General features: G+C 70.1%; 13 protein-coding genes. 7 read left to right on the top strand and 6 right to left on the bottom strand.

The window, feature by feature from the left end; genetic code table 11:
• Nucleotides 1-2 precede the first annotated feature (2 nt).
• The 3 genes from AC3A46_RS12125 to AC3A46_RS12115 form a co-directional block, all read right to left on the bottom strand.
• Nucleotides 3-1,094: a cation diffusion facilitator family transporter gene (locus AC3A46_RS12125; RefSeq protein WP_487665406.1), complete on the bottom strand. Its 1,092-nt coding sequence runs from the start codon at nt 1,092-1,094 to the stop codon at nt 3-5.
• Nucleotides 1,091-1,456 (bottom strand): ArsR/SmtB family transcription factor, encoded by a 366-nt coding sequence (locus tag AC3A46_RS12120; RefSeq protein ID WP_487665405.1) that lies wholly within the window; start codon nt 1,454-1,456, stop codon nt 1,091-1,093. The genes AC3A46_RS12125 and AC3A46_RS12120 overlap by 4 nt, the downstream gene beginning before the upstream one ends.
• Nucleotides 1,457-1,518: 62 nt before the next feature.
• Nucleotides 1,519-3,036, bottom strand: a complete 1,518-nt coding sequence (locus AC3A46_RS12115) for an MATE family efflux transporter (RefSeq protein ID WP_487665404.1) — start codon at nt 3,034-3,036, stop codon at nt 1,519-1,521.
• A 148-nt stretch (nt 3,037-3,184) separates the two neighbouring features.
• Here AC3A46_RS12115 and AC3A46_RS12110 point away from each other — a divergent pair, with 148 nt between their 5' ends.
• Together AC3A46_RS12110 and AC3A46_RS12105 are read left to right on the top strand one after the other, a co-directional pair.
• Nucleotides 3,185-3,346, top strand: a complete 162-nt coding sequence (locus AC3A46_RS12110; protein WP_487665426.1) for a hypothetical protein — start codon at nt 3,185-3,187, stop codon at nt 3,344-3,346.
• The gene (locus AC3A46_RS12105) at nt 3,274-3,555 is read left to right on the top strand and encodes a hypothetical protein (protein ID WP_487665425.1); all 282 of its coding nucleotides are present in this window, start codon (nt 3,274-3,276) and stop codon (nt 3,553-3,555) included. The genes AC3A46_RS12110 and AC3A46_RS12105 overlap by 73 nt, the downstream gene beginning before the upstream one ends.
• A gap of 30 nt (nt 3,556-3,585) precedes the next feature.
• On the opposite strand, the gene AC3A46_RS12100 is transcribed toward AC3A46_RS12105, so the two are convergent.
• Complete coding sequence (locus tag AC3A46_RS12100; protein ID WP_487665403.1) at nt 3,586-4,581, bottom strand: EamA family transporter; 996 nt, start codon at nt 4,579-4,581, stop codon at nt 3,586-3,588.
• Between the two features lie 73 nt (nt 4,582-4,654).
• Between AC3A46_RS12100 and AC3A46_RS12095 the strand changes: the two genes are divergently transcribed.
• A complete protein-coding gene (locus AC3A46_RS12095; RefSeq protein WP_487665402.1) occupies nt 4,655-5,566 on the top strand; it encodes a LysR family transcriptional regulator in 912 nt (303 codons plus the stop codon).
• 11 nt (nt 5,567-5,577) lie between these two features.
• On the opposite strand, the gene AC3A46_RS12090 is transcribed toward AC3A46_RS12095, so the two are convergent.
• Nucleotides 5,578-6,855 carry an MFS transporter gene (locus AC3A46_RS12090; protein ID WP_487665401.1) on the bottom strand — a complete coding sequence of 426 codons (1,278 nt, stop codon included), beginning with the start codon at nt 6,853-6,855 and terminating at the stop codon, nt 5,578-5,580.
• Nucleotides 6,856-6,966: 111 nt separating this feature from the next.
• Between AC3A46_RS12090 and AC3A46_RS12085 the strand changes: the two genes are divergently transcribed.
• Together AC3A46_RS12085 and AC3A46_RS12080 are read left to right on the top strand one after the other, a co-directional pair.
• Nucleotides 6,967-9,453, top strand: a complete 2,487-nt coding sequence (locus AC3A46_RS12085; RefSeq protein WP_487665400.1) for a transglycosylase domain-containing protein — start codon at nt 6,967-6,969, stop codon at nt 9,451-9,453.
• Nucleotides 9,454-9,595: 142 nt separating this feature from the next.
• Complete coding sequence (locus tag AC3A46_RS12080; protein WP_487665399.1) at nt 9,596-12,670, top strand: hypothetical protein; 3,075 nt, start codon at nt 9,596-9,598, stop codon at nt 12,668-12,670.
• Between the two features lie 57 nt (nt 12,671-12,727).
• On the opposite strand, the gene dnaB is transcribed toward AC3A46_RS12080, so the two are convergent.
• Entirely contained in the window at nt 12,728-14,101 is a 1,374-nt protein-coding gene (gene dnaB / locus AC3A46_RS12075) for a replicative DNA helicase (protein WP_056365645.1), read from the bottom strand.
• A 607-nt stretch (nt 14,102-14,708) separates the two neighbouring features.
• Between dnaB and AC3A46_RS12070 the strand changes: the two genes are divergently transcribed.
• A complete protein-coding gene (locus AC3A46_RS12070) occupies nt 14,709-15,713 on the top strand; it encodes a hypothetical protein (RefSeq protein WP_487665398.1) in 1,005 nt (334 codons plus the stop codon).
• Between the two features lie 120 nt (nt 15,714-15,833).
• Nucleotides 15,834-16,669, top strand: an 836-nt coding sequence (locus tag AC3A46_RS12065) for a hypothetical protein (protein WP_487665397.1), incomplete at its 3' end; no start/stop codon positions are given.

Here is a 16,669-nt window from a genome sequence, read left to right as displayed (position 1 = left end):
GCCTAGGCTCCGCCGCCGACGTCGATCGTGGAACGGACGGTGACCGTGAAGTCGTCGACGTTGCGCAGATGGGAACGGATGCTGGATTCCGCCGCAGTGGCGAGGAACGAGGCATCCGTCCCCCGAGCGGCGATGACGATCGCGTCGCCCTGGAGCCGGTGTCCGACCCAGCGAAGGCGGACGCGGTCGATGCGCTCGACCCCGTCGACGTGCTCGATCGCGTGCTCGGCGCGGTCGACGAGCTCGGGTTCGACGCCGTCGAGGAGCCGGCGGCCGACGCTGCGCACCGTGCCGATGAGCAGCACGAAGATCGCGGCCGCGATGAGGAGCCCGACGATGGGGTCGGCGAGCGGGAAGCCGAGGAGGACGCCGAGGCCCCCGAGCACGACCGCGAGCGAGGTGAAGCCGTCGGTGCGGGCGTGGACGCCGTCGGCGACGAGGGCGGCCGACCCGATGCGCTTGCCCACCCGGATGCGATAGATCGCGACCACCTCGTTGCCGGCGAATCCGATGACGCCCGCGGCGATCACCCATCCGAGGTTGTCGAGAGGCTGCGGGTGCAGGATGCGGTCGATCGCCTGCCATGCCGCCACGACGGCCGACAGAGCGACGACGAACACGATGAACAGTCCTGCGAGGTCTTCCGCCCGGCCGAGCCCGTACGTGTACCGGCGGGAGGCCGCGCGGCGGCCGAGCACGAACGCGATCCACAGCGGCACGGCCGTGAGGGCGTCGGAGAGGTTGTGCACCGTGTCGGCGAGGAGGGCGACCGAGCCGCTGAACGCCACGACGATCGCCTGCACGACCGTCGTCGCGAGCAGGATGACGAGGCTGATCTTCAGGGCGCGGACGCCGGCGGAGTGCGCCTCCATCGCGTCGTCGATCGAGTCGGCGGCGTCGTGGGAGTGCGGCACGAACAGCTCGTGCAGCACGCCGCGGAACCCGCCCGCGTGGGAGTGGTCGTGACCATGGTCATGGGCGCTGTGGTCGTGGCCATGGGCGCTGTGATCGTGGCGGCCGTGATCGTGGGAGTGGTCGTGAGCGCCGTGAGAGTGGTCGGGGTCGGCATGGTGCCCGGCGGTCTTCGCGCTCATTCGGTGGCCGTCTCGGCGTGGTGGTGGCGGGGGGTACCGCCCAGCGAGTGCTCGGCCTGGTAGATCGCGTCGGCGACCAGGCGCGAGGCATGCTCGTTCTCGAGCCGGTAGAACACCCGCTGCCCCTCCTGGCGGGTCGAGACGATGCGTGCGAGCCGGAGCTTGGCGAGATGCTGCGACACGGCCGCCGGGGACTTGTCGACGATGTCGGCGAGGTGATTCACCGAGAGCTCCCCCGCGTCCTGCAGCGCGAGGACGATCCGCACCCGGGTGGCGTCGGCGAGCATCGCGAAGACCTCGACCGCGAGTTCGACGAACGGACTGTCGACCGCGTACCCGGATCCCTGCTTATCTGCACTCATACGCAGATACTAGGACATCGAGGTCGCAGGGGAGCGCCGGAGGTGACCGCCCCCGCTTCGACTCAGCCTCGCGTGCGGCTCTTGTCGCGGGACGGCACGAACCGGAACCGCCGCGGCCGCCGGGTCGCGCCCTGGGCGACGGGCGGCAGCACGATCGGCTGCGTGACGATCGCGTCGACGACCATCGAGCCGTCGGTCGGGCCGATGACCGCGATGGGCGTGGTGGGCGTCGCGACCATGGGGATGACCGGCTGCCGGGCGAGCTGACGGTGCGCGTGGACGTACGCGGGCACGAGCACGACCACCGCGCCGAGCCACGCGAGCGGGTTGCTCGCGGCGACGCCGATGAAGCCGAAGATGCTGCCCAGCACGACGGCCGCGCCGACGCGCATGACGAGCTCGATCACCCCGGTCACGGTGGGGATGAGGGTGTGGCCCAGCCCCTGCAGCGCGCCGCGGAGCACGAACAGGATGCCGAGGATCCAGTAGGTCGCGCCGTTGATGGCCAGCATCTGCGCGGCGAGGTCCCCGACCTCTGCCGAGCCTTCGTCGATGAAGAGGCGCACCGTCATCGCACCGAAGGCGATGAGCACGGCACCGAGCACGATGGCGGCGCCCACCGACATCCACGTCGCCTCGATCACGCCGCGGCGGATGCGGTCGGGCCGGCCGCCGCCGTGGTTCTGTGCGACGAACATCGACACGGCGAGGCCGAGCGACTGCAGGAGGGCGACGGCGAGGCCGTCGACCCGGGATGCCGCGGTGTACGCGGCGACCGCGTCCGCGCCGAGCTCGTTCAGCGCGACCTGCACCGAGAGGGTTCCGATCGCGATGATCGAGGCCTGGAAGCCCATCGGCAGACCGAGGCGGAGGTGCTCCGCGAGCTCGGCCCGGCTGACACGCCAGTCGCTGCGGCGGACGTGGAGCACCGGCATCCGTCGTCGTACGAACTCGAGGCAGAGCAGCACCGAGATCGCCTGCGACACCACCGTCGCGAGCGCCGCCCCGCCCACGCCCCAGCCGAGCGGGCCGACCATGACGATGACCAGCGCGACGTTGAGGACGCACGCGAGCGTGAGGAAGACGAGCGGCGTGCGCGAGTCGCCGATGGCGCGGATGATCGCCGACAGGTAGTTGAAGAACATCATCGCGCCGGCGCCGAGGAAGCTGATCTGGGCGAAGACGATGGCGTCGTCCATGAGTTCGGCGGGCGTCCGCAGCAGCTCGAGCAGGGGTGCCGTCAGCAGCGGTGCGCCGACGGTGAGCAGGAGGGTGCAGATGCCGGTGAGGATCGTGCCCGCCGCGACGGAACGGCGCACCGCCGCGTGGTCGCGCGCCCCGAACGCCTGCGCCGTGGGGATCGCGAAGCCCGAGGTGAGACCCCACGCGAACCCGAGCAGCAGGAACAGCATGCTGCCCGTCGCTCCCACCGCGGCCAGCGCGTCGACGCCGAGCTGGCGCCCCACGACGACGGCGTCGACGAAGTGGTACAGCTGCTGCACCACGTTGCCGATCAGCAGCGGGACGGAGAACAGGAGGATGACGCGCCAGGGGCGGCCCGTCGTCAGGGCGGTGGTCATGAAGGCGGCTCTTGAACGAGAAGACGAGGAGGGGGACGGATGCCGCGCCCGCAGGCGACGGAGAGGTGCCGAGTGGCAGCGACCAGTGTATCGAATCGATTCGGAAGCGCCCACCCGCGGCTCAGGTTCTTGCGCAACCGTACTCACGATGACCGGCCCATCCACCGAGCCCGCCCTGCTCGCCGGCTACGGCCCGGCTGCCGCCGCCCGGTATGGCGGTGCGATGTCGACCACACGATTCCCGCCGCCGAAGGCGGACCCACGCACCACGCGAACCTCGCGCACCTGTGCCGACGCCATCACACCCTGAAGGGCGTCACGGCGTGGTCGGTCGAGCAGGTCTCGCCCGGCGTGCTGATCTGGACCAGCCCGACAGGGCGAAGGCACACCGACCGACCCGCGCCGACCGTGAGATTCACCTCCGACGAGACCGCAACACACCTGCGCGCGATGATGCGCGAACCCTGGCTCCTCCCTGCTGACGACCCACCCGGATCCCCCGAGGCGCCACCCTTCTGACGCGGATGCCCCGTGTGTCGGCGCGTCTGTTCACCTCACCGACCTGAGCCGACGCGACTCATCCGCTTCCTGTGGGATCGGGCGCGCGCGATCCCCTGAGGACGCGCTTCGCCTGGGCTCCCGGCCGACCTCTGTGATCGCCTGCCGGCGAAACGGCACTCGACGGCGCAGCCCGGTGACCAGCACACCTCCGACCAGGAGCATGCCGCCGATGATCTCGGCGGGGGTGGGGATCTGGCCCAGCAGCAGCGCGGCCGATGCCATCGCGACCACGGGCGCGAGCAGCACCCACGGCACGACGGCCGCGGAGGGATTGCGGGCCAGCAGGCCGTTCCAGATCGAGTAGCCGATGATCGTGCACAGCACCGCGGTGTAGAGCGTCGACAGCAAGGACTGCCAGCCGAATGCGGCGATGCCCGACGCGATGGCCTCCGGCCCCTCGACGACGAACGACAGCATCAGGGCGGGGACGGGCACCACGAGCGCCGACCACACGGTGAGCGACAGCGACCCGAGCCGCCCGGGCCCGCTGACCACCCCGGCGCGGCGGGAGATCACGTTCCCGATCCCCCACGAGAATGCCGCGGCGAGAGCCAGCGCCACAGCGAGCGCGGGAGCGTCACCACCGCGACCGGCCGCCACGATCGCCAGCCCGATGATGCCCAGTCCGATCCCCGCGATCTGCGGCACGGTCGGGCGCTCGCGCAGCACGGCGGCGGCGATGAGGATCGTGAACACCGCCTGCGCTTGCAGCACCAGGGCGGCGAGCCCCGGCTGCAACCCCAGTGCCATCGACGTGTACAAGAGTCCGAACTGCCCGAGGCTCATGAACAGCCCCACGCCGATGACCGTGCGCCACGAGGTGCGGGGCCGCGGGACGACGAAGACCGCGAGCGCGACCACCAGGAAACGGATCGCGACGAACAGCAGGGGCGGCACGCCTGTCATCCCCCAGTCGATCACGACGAAGTTGAATCCCCAGAACGATGCGACGATCGCCGCCAGCACCATGTCGCGTCTCTTCACGACTTCTACTTCACGCCACCAGTGGATGAAGCACCAGCGATGCTTTTATCATGAATCGATGTAGCGTTGCTTCATGATCGATCTTGAAGCCGTCGTCTCGCTTCGCGCGGTCGCCACGCAGGGCAGCGTGGTCGCCGCGGCGACGAGCCTGGGCTACACCCCGTCCGCGGTGTCGCAGCAGGTCAAGCGACTCGAGCGCGAGACCGGTATCGCCCTCCTCGAACGTGCGGGACGCGGAGTGATCCTCACGGAAGCGGGGACGCGTCTCGTCGTCGCGTCGACGCCGATCCTCGCCGACCTCGAACGGCTCCGCGCCGATCTCCAGCTCACCGCAGGGCCGGACGATCAGGTGATGGGCGAGATCAGGCTCGCCGCGTTCTCGACCGTCGTGCGCGGACTGGTCATCCCGGTCCTCGGCGACCTCGCGGCGCAGCATCCCGATCTCTCCGTACCCCTCCGCGAGAGCGAGCCGTGGGAGACGATCGCGCTCGTCGCGTCGGGCCAGCGCGACCTGGGCATCGTGCACCGCTGGGGCGGGGTGGCCCTGGCGATGCCCGATCACCTCGTGTCGACGCCGCTGTTCACGGATGTCGCCGACGTCATCCTGCATCGCGACCACCCGCTCGCCGGCCGCACGGTGCTGCACCCCGACGAGCTGGCGGGGGAGACGTGGGTCGCGACGTTCGAGGCGACGATCTGCCGCCAGTGGCTGCGGCGGCTCTTCGACGGCGTCCCCAATGCCCCGCGCATCGTGCACGAGTCGATGGAGTTCCAGAACCACCTCGAACTGGCGCGCGCGGGCCGCGCGGTGGCACTGGTGCCACGGCTCGGCCGCGGCGACCTCGGGCCCGACCTGGTCGCGATCCCGACCGTCGAACCGGCGTCGACGCGCGACGTCCTCGCCGTGCATCGCCGCACCCAGGAGGATTCCCCCGCCCTGCGCGCCACGCTCGACGCGTTCGTGGAGCACGCGCGCTCCCTGTGACCGCGGGTGGCTCAGCTCGCGGCCACGCGCTCGGAGCGCAGGGGCGAGAACCACGCCAGCAGCGCCGCGATCGCGAAGATCACGGCGACGGCGAGGAGTGTCCAGCGGTCGCCGACGAGCGCGATCGCGGCGCCGCCGGCGAACGCTCCGACCGCCGCCGCGGTGCGATTGGCTGAGCGGATGTTCGCATTCACGCGGCCGAGCAGGCGGTCGGGGGTGACCGTCTGTCGCAGGGCCATCTCGTTGGCGTTCTCGACACCGCCCGCGAGCCCGTGGAGCGCGAGCGCGACGAAGAGGAGCGCGGGTCCGGCGGGGACCCAGGCCGCCACCGCGGCGAGCGCCCACGCGATCGGGTACATCGCCCGCGCCACGATGATGGTCGGGCCGATGCCCAGCCACTCGCCGGTCCGAGCCGCGAACGTCGCCCCGACCAGCGCACACGATCCCGCCACCGCGAGCAGCAGGCCGAACGTGAACGCCGTGAACCCCAGCGAGCGCAGCGCCAGCAGCGACAGCACCGTGAGCGCCAGGCCGTTGGCGAAGAACCACACGTGCGTGGACACGGCGAGCGGGCCGAGGGTGCGGTGCGCGTACGCCCACCGGAGGCCCTCGCGGATCTCGCGGCCGAGATGCCGGTCGCGCCGCCGCTCGCGGGTCTCCTCGACGCGGATGCTCGCATTCAGCGCGGCGTCAACGATGTAGCTGATCGCGTCGACGAGCAGCGCGATCGGCGCACCGAGCAGCGCCACGAGGCCACCGCCGAGGGCCGGACCGAGCGTCTGGGCCGCGGCATCCGTCTGATCCAGTCGCGCGTTCGCGACGACGAGCCGGGAGCGGGGCACGAGCCGGGGGAGGAAGGACTGCGTCGCCGCGAAGCCGAAGACGGAGAACGCACCGAAGAGCAGCAGCAGCACGACGAGCATCCAGATCTGGAGCGCGCCGACGAGCCACAGCACGGGGATCGCGCCGAGCGACACGGCCCGCCCCACGCTCGCCCATACGAGGATGGGCCGGCGACGCCAGCGGTCGGTGTACGCGCCGGCGAAGAGCCCGAGCACGGCGTACGGCACGAACTGCGCCGCGCCGACGATGCCGACCTCGAACGGCGTCGCGTGCAGCAGCTGCACCACGAGCACCGGCATCGCGACGGCGGTGACCGCCGTGCCGAACGAGCTGACGGCCGCCGCGGTCCAGAAGCGGGCGAACGACGACCGGGGTGGCGGCTCGCGGCCGCCCTCCACCGGATCGCTCACGACCGCCGCTCCGGCGAGGTCATCCCCATCCACCACGTCCTCATCATGCCCCGGGCGCGCCGTCGAGCATCGTCGTCGAGTCCTGGACCCATCGCGGAATCGGGGGCGGTCTGACATGATTTCTCCCACCGCAGATTGGAAGCTGTCGTGAAGCAGCCATCAGAGGGTTCTTCACCGGTCGCGCCGATACCCCGCTACCGGCGGACGTTCGCGGGGGTTGTCGGGGGTCTCGTCGGCCTGCTCGCGCTCAGCGTCATCGCGGGGGTGCTGGTGGTCGCGCCGCTCGCGCCGGCCATCGCGATCAGCGGGCACGCGGCCAGCAGCGCGGTGTCGCTGTTCGACCACATGCCGAGCTACCTCGAGATCGACCGCCTGATGCTGCCGACGACGATCTACGCCCGTGACCCGTCGACCGGGCAAGACGTCGAACTGACGTCGTTCTACGACCAGAACCGCGAGCCCGTCGCGTTCGACCAGGTGTCGCTCGTCATGTACGACGCGATCCTCGCCTCCGAGGACCCGCGGTACTACGAGCACGGTGGCGTCGACATCCTCGGCACCACACGCGCCCTGATCAAGAACGCACAGGGCGGTCAGACGCAGGGCGGTTCCTCGATCAGTCAGCAGTACGTGAAGAACGTGCTGGTCCAGCGCTGCGAACGCGACGCGGAGACGGTGTACGAGACGAACGAGGCGGGTGAGATCGTCGTCGACGAGAACGGCTCCTCCGTCGTGAAGATGAGTCGCGACCAGGTGCTGCAGCAGTGCTGGCTCGACGCCACACAGGCGGACGGCGCAGCGGGCTACGAACGCAAGCTGCAGGAGATCCGCTACGCCGTGCAGCTCGAGCAGAAGTACTCCAAGAACGACATCCTGCTGGGCTATCTCAACATCGCCAACTTCGGCGGCACGACCTACGGCATCGAGGCGGCCGCGCGCTACTACTTCAGCACCACGGCCGCCCAGCTCACGCTGACGCAGGCGGCGACCCTCGCCGGCATCGTGCAGAACCCCAACACGTTCCGGATCGACCGGGCACAGGGATCGATCTTCGGGGGCGACGGCACCAGGTACAACAAGGCCGCCGACGGTTCGGTGGACGACGTGACCCCCGGCACCCTGGCGGGCCTGGACACCCTCCTCGCCGACGGCGCGATCACTGCGGAGCAGTACCTCGCGGCCGGAGACGCCTACAGTGCGACCAAGGGGCGGCAGCTCTACGTGCTCGACCGGATGCGCGAGGACGGCCGCATCACCGCCGATCAGTACGTCGCCGCGGCGATCGAGCCGATCACCCCCGCGCTGCAGATGCCGCCCACCCGGTGCGGATCCAGCGCGGCCCCCTTCTTCTGCCAGTACGTGGTGAACACCGTGCAATCGGACCCGGACTACGCGAGCGCATTCGGCGCGACGCCGGAGGACCGGCAGAAGTCGCTGACACGCGAGGGCCTGAACATCTACACGACCCTGGACTGGAACCTGCAGAACGCGTCGCAGGACGCCATGCACCGGTACGCGCCCGAGACCGTGGCAGGAATGTCGTTCGGATCGGCGTCGGTGAGCATCGAGGTCAACACCGGGCGCATCCTCGCGATCAGTCAGAACAACCGGTTCACGGAGGACCGCGACCTCGCCCTGACCGACCCGGTGTACAGCTCGCTCGTCTACGCCGGCGACATGATGCACGGGGTCTCGACGGGATTCCCGACCGGATCGACCTTCAAGCTGTTCACCCTCGTCGACTGGCTCGAGACCGGGCACACGTTGTCCGACACCGTCAACGGCACGTTGCGGGCCATCCCTCGTCTTCGCGACCGCTGCGCGGGCACCTGGGTCAATCGCGAGAACCACGTCGTGCGCAATTTCGGCGGCGCCCCCGGCTACGTGGGAACGCCGATGCAGTTCACGGCGCAGTCCCTCAACAGCGGCTTCCTCGGCATGGCGGAGCAGCTCGACATGTGCGACATCGAGAACGTCGCAGCCCGCATGGGCGTCGCCCGCGGCGACGGCGACCCCGTGGACCTCGACGGCTCTTCTTCGATCATCGGGACCAACAACATCGCACCCGTCGCGATGGCCGGGGCGTTCGCGACCGTCGCGAACAACGGCGTCTACTGCATCCCGCGCGTGATCGAGCGCGTGGTCAACGCCGACGGCACCGAGCTTCCGGTCCCGGGCAACCGGTGCACCCAGGCCATCAGTCCCGAGGTGGCGGCGGCCACGGGGTTCGCACTGCAGGGCGTCATGCGCCCGGGCGGCACCGGGTCAGGCGGCAACCCCAACGACGGCACGCCGGTGCTGGGCAAGACCGGAACGCACGAGAACATCCAGACATGGCTGGTCGAGTCGAGCACACGGGTGACGACGGCCGTGTGGGTCGGGAACACGACCGGCTACGGCGACGTGTTCCGGTCCTTCCACAACGGCCGCGCACTGTCGACGATCCGCCTGCCGATGACCCGCGACATCCAGGCGGCCGCCAACCAGCTCTACGGCGGCGGTGGCTTCCCCGCGCCGCCCGCCGACCTGGTGCGCCGCGCCGCGCCGCCGCCCCGCCCGGCTCCCGCACCCGGCCCGGGCCAGCCCCCGGACGACAGCGGGAACGGAAACGGGAACGGGAACGGGAACGACTGAGCACGGGCAGTGCCGGTGCTCGTGAGCGGGCCTTCGGCCGCAGCATCCATTCTCCCGATCGTGTATCTGGCGAGCACCATCGCGACTCTCGGTGCCTCGGAACATCCGTTTCGCACGTCCGTTTCCTTGGGGAGGAAAGCCCATGTCTCGAACCGCCGGCCGACGCCGCAGCTTCACGAAGCTCGCAGCCGGCCTGACCGCGACCGCGGCGCTCACCGTGACGACACTCGTCGTCAGTGCGCTGCCCGCCGCCGCGTTCAAGCCATACACGCACAACGCCACCGCCGAGAACGCCTACGACGACGTCACCGACGACGGGAAGGTGACCATAGAGGGCACCGACTACACCGTCCGCGGCGACATCGTCACGGCGCTGCGCAACCAGCCGGCCGCGTACAACGCGGGCGTGATCGGTCCCGACGGCTTCCCCGACCTGGCCTACGGCCAGTCGGCGATCCACCCCGACGAGACCGGCAAGTGGCTGCAGCACATCATGACCGCGGCGTGGGACGCGCAGGACGACGCCGGTCGCAGCGCCGCCGAGAAGCAGCAGATCCTCGCCTTCGCGTACGGCTTCATGACGCACGCCGCCGGCGACATGTGGGCGCACACGCTGATCAACCAGGTCGCAGAGGGCGTCTTCCCCGGCGTCGGCGAGATCCTCGATCTCGAAGACCCGACGGCGCTCGAGATCGCCCTGCGCCACGTGATCGCCGAGGGCTACGTCGGCGATGCGACGGCGGACTTCGACGGCAACTCGCTGCGTTCGCAGGTCGCGGGCGAGAACGACGAGACCGGACCCGAGTACAGCAACGACTCCACGCCGGCGTTCGAGTACTCCGCGCCGACCGCGTGGATCTACGACACCCTCGTCGACCCGAACAACCCGCTGCCGGTCGGCACGTGCGGCGACGGTGTCGACGACGACGGCGACGGGACGGCGGATGATGGATGCCCCGGCCTGGCGTACACCGTGGGCGACGAGCCCGAGCCGAACCGTGGCCCGATCATCGACTACTTCATCGATCTGAAGGCCACGCTGCAGGTCGAACGCGCGGCGATGCAGAAGGACCTCGACTACGAGGACTGCAACATCGTCGACTGGGACTGCTACGAAGTGGTCGAGGACGTCACGGTCGACACGGTGCGCGGCGTGACCGTCACGCCGGTCACCGTGCAGGAATGCCGGGCGGAGTACTTCTGCGTCACGAGCCCGATCGACGAGGCCGACGACGCCATCGTCAACCCCGCGATCATCGCCTACCTCGACGCCTGGATCGCCGACATCGACCGGGGCCTGCAGCACTGGCCCGAACTCGGTGAGGCGCTCTCGAAGACGCTCTTCGACGCCGGCACGTTCCGCGACGCGCAGAACTTCCTCTGCGACGGCGACGCCGAAGAAGGGGAGACCGACGAGGTGCTCGACACCGACCGCGCGCAGTGCGAGGACGGCATCGGCATCTTCCAGGTGGCCGGCTACACGCTCGGCGGTCTGAACGACAGCGACAAGCCCGGCTTCATCAACGAGTACCTGCTGTCGATGCTCGGGGCTCCAGACTTCGTCGGCGAGGTCGTCGAGGAGGGCGGCGCGGTCTTCCTGTGGCTGCAGGATCTGCTGCAGTCGGTCATGCCCGACATCGACTTCCTCGACCCGCTCGTCGCCGACGCCAAGGAGCTCGTTCTCGAGCTCGCCTCGGAGGCGCTCGGCTTCGACGTCGAGCTGCTGTCGGACTTCCTCAAGAGCCCGACGCACTGGATGGAGGTCGGCTCGGCCGACGTCGACGTTCCCTTCTCCGACGACGACGTGCACGTGGACCTGTTCGACGACGGCGACCGCGAGTACCTCGACGCCGTCATGGGTCTCGTCGACCCGCTGGTCGGCGACCAGGTCGAGCTGCCGGACGGCACGGTGGTGCCCTCGTCCCGCCTGAAGGACGGCGCCGAGTGGACGCTCGAGGACTTCGAGCCCGCGTACGACGCCGTGCAGATGGCGAAGCTGCTCCACCTCGACGCGAACGGCCTCAACCAGGTCATCGCCGACCACCGCAGCCCCGGCCTGCTGCCGAGCGTGTCGACGGCGATCTACACGGATCCCGCGGGTCGCCCCGCGAACGTCATGATCGACGGTCTCGACGGGCAGCCGTGGCTGCGGAGCATCGACTCCGACCACTCCTGGCGCGCCGACCGGCTGCCGGTCTTCGACTCGCCCGACCCGGGCCACAGTTCGCAGGACGAGCCCCAGTACGCCGGCACCGGCCAGATGCCGCTGTGGGAGTCGTGCGTCGCACGCTCGACGTTCCGCGACGTGTTCCGCGATTGGGAGAACGGCGCCTGGTACCTGCCGGGGAAGAACTTCCCCGACCACGGCGACGCCCCGAGCGCGCCGGCGTGGATCGCCGGGTCGCTCGGCGCGGACTTCCAGATCACCGGTGACGAAGCCGTCGTCTCGGGCGTGCAGTGGGTGGGCGCGGACCACACGTTCACCGTCACCGCCGTCGACGACTCCTTCACGCCGGAGTCGCTGACGACGACGTACGCCGTCCACCCCGCCGGCTCAGCGCCGACGTGGACGACGGTCAACGGCGCGGTCGCCGAGTTCGCCCTTCCGGCGGACGCCGATGAGAACCTGGAGTGGATCATCGAATGGCGGACGTCGAGCGAGTGCGAGACGGTCACCGGAAGCCAGACGGTCCGCGTCGACCGCACGGCGCCGGTCGTCGACCTGAGTCAGCCGGCTGCCACCGGCTACGACACCGACGACTTCGCGAGCGTGCAGTACACGATCACGGATTCGCTGAGCGGCGTCGAGTCGCAGTCCGTGACGTTCGACGGCACCGAGGTGCCGACGGGCCACGTGCTCGACATGTTCACCCTCGACACCGGTGCGCACTCGGCGACGGCGACGGCGACCGACTTCGTCGGCAACACCGGCACGGCCACCCGGACGTTCACGCTGCTGGCCACGACCGAGTCGCTCGGCAACAACCTCACCCGGGCCGTCGCCGAGAAGCTCGTGACAGACCCCCAGGTCGAGAAGGGTCTGCGCGACAAGCTCGACGCGGCGCTCAAGAGCCACGCGACGGGCAAGCACCCGACCGAGGTGAACCAGCTCGGCGCAGTCGTGCAGCAGCTGGAGGGTCAGCGCGGCAAGGGCGTGAATGCGGTGTTCGCACAGCGCATGATCGGCTGGGCGAACGATCTGATCGCGGTCCACTGACCCGCTGATGCGGCGAGGCGGCCGGTCGGGACTTCCCGGCCGGCCGCTTCCACACGTCTACCCGAAATCGCCCGGGGCCATATCGGTGAAGCGCGAGAAGTGGCCCTGGAAGGCGACGGTGATCGTGTCGGTGGGGCCGTTGCGGTGCTTCGCGACGATGAGGTCGGCCTCGCCGGCGCGCGGTGAGTCCTTCTCGTAGGCGGCCTCGCGGTGCAGGAGCACCACCATGTCGGCGTCCTGCTCGATCGAGCCCGACTCACGGAGGTCGCTCAGCGCCGGCTTCTTGTCGGCGCGCTGCTCGGCACCACGGTTCAGCTGCGACAGCGCGATGACCGGCACGCCCAGCTCCTTCGCGAGCAGCTTGAGGGCCCGCGAGAACTCGGAGACCTCCTGCTGACGCGACTCGACGCGCTTGCCCGAGGTCATCAGCTGCAGGTAGTCGATGACGACGAGCTTGAGTCCCGCGCGCTGCTTGAGCCGGCGGCACTTCGCGCGGATCTCGACGAGCGTCATGTTGGGGCTGTCGTCGATGTACAGGGGCGCGTCGTTGATGCGGCCGCGGGTCGCGGCGACGGTGGTCCAGTCGCGTGAGTCGAGCGTGCCCTTGCGCATCGACTGCAGGGGGATCGCACCCTCGGCACTCAGCAGGCGCATTGCGATCTCGCTGCGCCCCATCTCGAGCGAGAAGAAGATCGTCGGCATGTTGGCCTTGATCGCCGCCGAACGTGCGAAGTCGAGCGCGAGCGTCGACTTACCCATCGCGGGTCGGGCCGCGATGATGATCATCTGACCCGGGTGCAGACCGTTGGTCAGCGCGTCGAGACCCGAGAAGCCGGTCGGGATGCCGGTCATCTGGCCGTCGCGACCGCGCGCGGCCTCGATCTCTTCCACCGCGGCATCCACCGCGATCGTGAGCGGCACGTAGTCCTCTGCCTGCTCCGCGCCGGTCACCGAGTAGATCTCGGCCTGCGCGTTGTTGACGAGGTCGAGCGCCTCACCCTGACCCGAGTACCCCATCTGCACGATGCGGGTGCCGGCGTCGACGAGACGACGAAGCAGCGCACGCTCCGACACGATCGAGGCGTAGTAGCCGGCGTTCGCGGCGGTCGGCACGATCGAGGTGAGCGTGTGCAGGTAGTCGGCGCCGCCGGCGCGCTGCAGCTCGCCCGTCTTGATGAGCTCGTCGGTGACGGCGACGACGTCGGTCGGCTCACCGTGCGAATACAGGGTGAGGATCGCCTCGAAGATCAGCTCGTGCTTGGGCACGTAGAAGTCGGTGCCGCGCAGCGTCTCGATGACGTCGGCGACGGCGTCCTTCGACAGCAGCATTCCGCCCAGGGCGCTCTGCTCGGCGAGCAGGTCGTGCGGGGGAGTGCGCTCGAAGTCGCGAGGTCCCCCCATGCGCTCTTCGGAGATGTCGGCGATCGACATAGGCTGCGCGTCCTCCCTACCGTTGTTCACATCATCCGAGCTCTCTCGGCGGTACCGGGACGGCTCGCCGAGTCGGCTCACCAGGGCACGAGCGACCGGCGAGATGCCACGGCATCTCGCCGCCCGCGTGATTGCGTCGTGCGATCGCGGCCGCCGTCGCGTCACCTGACCCAGCACGGAGGCGCGACGCCCGAATGGGCCGCACCCCACGCTAAGGATGGCCCCCGACAGTCGCAACACACCCTGTGGATAACTTTGTGGAGAGTGGGGGAGAAACGCCGTAGCGCCTGTGAACAACCCCTGTGGAGAACCCACCGTCCTTCTGGGGGTTATGTCACCGAAATCGCCGTTGACCAGGGCCCGCCGATTCCACAGCCTGTGGAGAGAGATGTGGTTGAAGTCGGGGTTGAAGGTTTGCTCGCGAACGCCGCCCTGTGCACAATCGCCCGCCGGCCGCGCGGTCTCCGAATGCCGGCCGCCACGAAAGGGACTTCCCGTCCAAAGGGGTCTGGACAGACCGAATCGGCGAGGAGTACCCTCAGGGGTCCAGGCACCCTCACGCACGATCCACCCGGAACGTGCGGCTCTTTCGTCGTGGGAGGTGAACGTGGAGATCGCAACCTCGCAGCTGCCGAGGATCGTGCGGCTGGCCCTCATCGGGGCCGCGACCGCGTTCGCCTGGATCGTCGTCTCGCTGGTCCTCGGCCTCGGCCTCGGACAGGCGCATGCCGACGAGCCTGACGACGCTGGAGCGCTCGGGGGTGCCCTCGGCGCCGTGACCTCACTGGTCGACACGACCGCGTCGACCGTCACTGACACCGTCTCGACCGTCACGACCGGCGTGACCACCGCCGTGAACAACGTGGTCGCCGCCGCTCCCGCTCCCGTGCAGCAGCCCGTGAGCCAGGTCGCGCAGACCGTCGGCGCCGTCGTGACGACGGTGACCCAGCCCGTCTCGGAGGCCGTCTCCGGCGGTGTCGTGAGCGAGATCGCGAAGCCGGTCGTCGACCTCGTCACCGAGGTGCCGATCGTCGGCGGGATCGTCTCCGGCGTCGGCCTCGACGATGCCGTGAGCGACCTCGGCGGCACGGTCGATGCGACCCTGGGCGGTCTCGTCGGCGCCGTCGACGAGACCGGCTCGACGATCGGCCAGCCGCCCGCGACCGACCCGGTTCTCCCCGCGCTTCCCGCGATCCCGCATCTTCCGGACCTCCTCGACAGCCCGGCCGACTCTTCGGCGCCGACCGCGGTCGCACTTCTCGCCGCGCGGACGGATGCTGCCGCCGCCCTCTTCACGACGACAGCGGGTGCGTTCGGCCACTGGGCCGCAGCATCCGTCTCCGAAGCGGCCACGCGCGCCGCCCTCGTCACCTCATCCGCCGCCCTCGCCACCTCCTCCGCCGCGCTCGTCGCAGGCGGCATCCTCGGCTCCGCAGGCGAACTCTGCCTGTCGATCGCTTCCGCGGGACCCGGTGGTGCGGGTCCCGGCGCCTGGGCGCTCGCTGCCCTCCTTCCGCTCGTCGCACACCGTGCCTGGGTGCGCCGAGCAGGACCGCAGGACGAGCACGCGCCGCCGGCGCCCGCCGGCTCCACCGACGTCTCCCCCGACTGATCGGCTCGCCGCCGCTTGTGCTCATCCGAGCGTGAGCGGCAGAGCATCAGCGCGCCCTCCGCGCTGAGCAGCGCGACCCTTCCGCGCTGCGAACCGATCAATCCACAAAGGGGAACAATCATGCGCACTTTCTACAAGCGCGCCCTCTGGGGCACGCTCCTGGCCGGCGGCATCACGCTGCTCGGCGCGACGGTCGCCGACGCGGCCGAGACCACCGGTGACGACGGGCTGCTCTCCGGCAGCCAGGCGATCATCGACGTCAACCTCCCGATCACGGTCAGCGGCACGTCGCTCTCCGTCCTCGGTGACTCCTCCTCGAGCGGCGCGACCACCGCGTCTCCCGCGCCGGCTGCGGCTCCGGCCGCATCGACCGGCGGGTCCGACGGCGTCGGCTCGGGCTCGCAGGCGGTGGTGTCGTTGAACGTCCCGATCACCGTCAGCGGCAACTCGGTCGCAGTCGTCGGCGACAGCTCATCGACGGATGCTGCGACCGCCGCACCCGCACCCGCACCGGCATCCGCGCCGGCCGCCGGAACGTCGGGCGACGACGGCGTGCTCTCGGGCACGCAGGGCCTCGTCTCCGTCGCCGCTCCGGTGACGGTGTCGGGCAACGCGATCTCGGTCGTCGGCGACAGCTCGAGCGAGGGTGCGACCGCCGCGCCCACCTCCGCGTCCACCTCCGCGTCGGGCTCCTCCTCGGGGGCCGATGCGTGGACCGACGGCGGGGACTCGATCCTCGGCGGCACACAGGTCGTCGCGCCCGTCACCGCGCCCGTCACGGTCACGGGCAACGCGATCTCCGTCATCGGCGACAGTTCGTCGACGGATGCAGCCACCACCGCTCCTGCGTCCGGCTCCGCCAACGGCGGCCCGACGGGCACCACGACCGGCGAGGACGCCCTCCTCGGCGGCACCCAGGTGCTCGCACCTGTCACGGCACCGGTCACCGCTGTCGG

It is taken from the genome of Microbacterium sp. Soil_C_42 (assembly GCF_057656735.1).
This window is presented reverse-complemented; position numbering and strand designations above follow the sequence as displayed.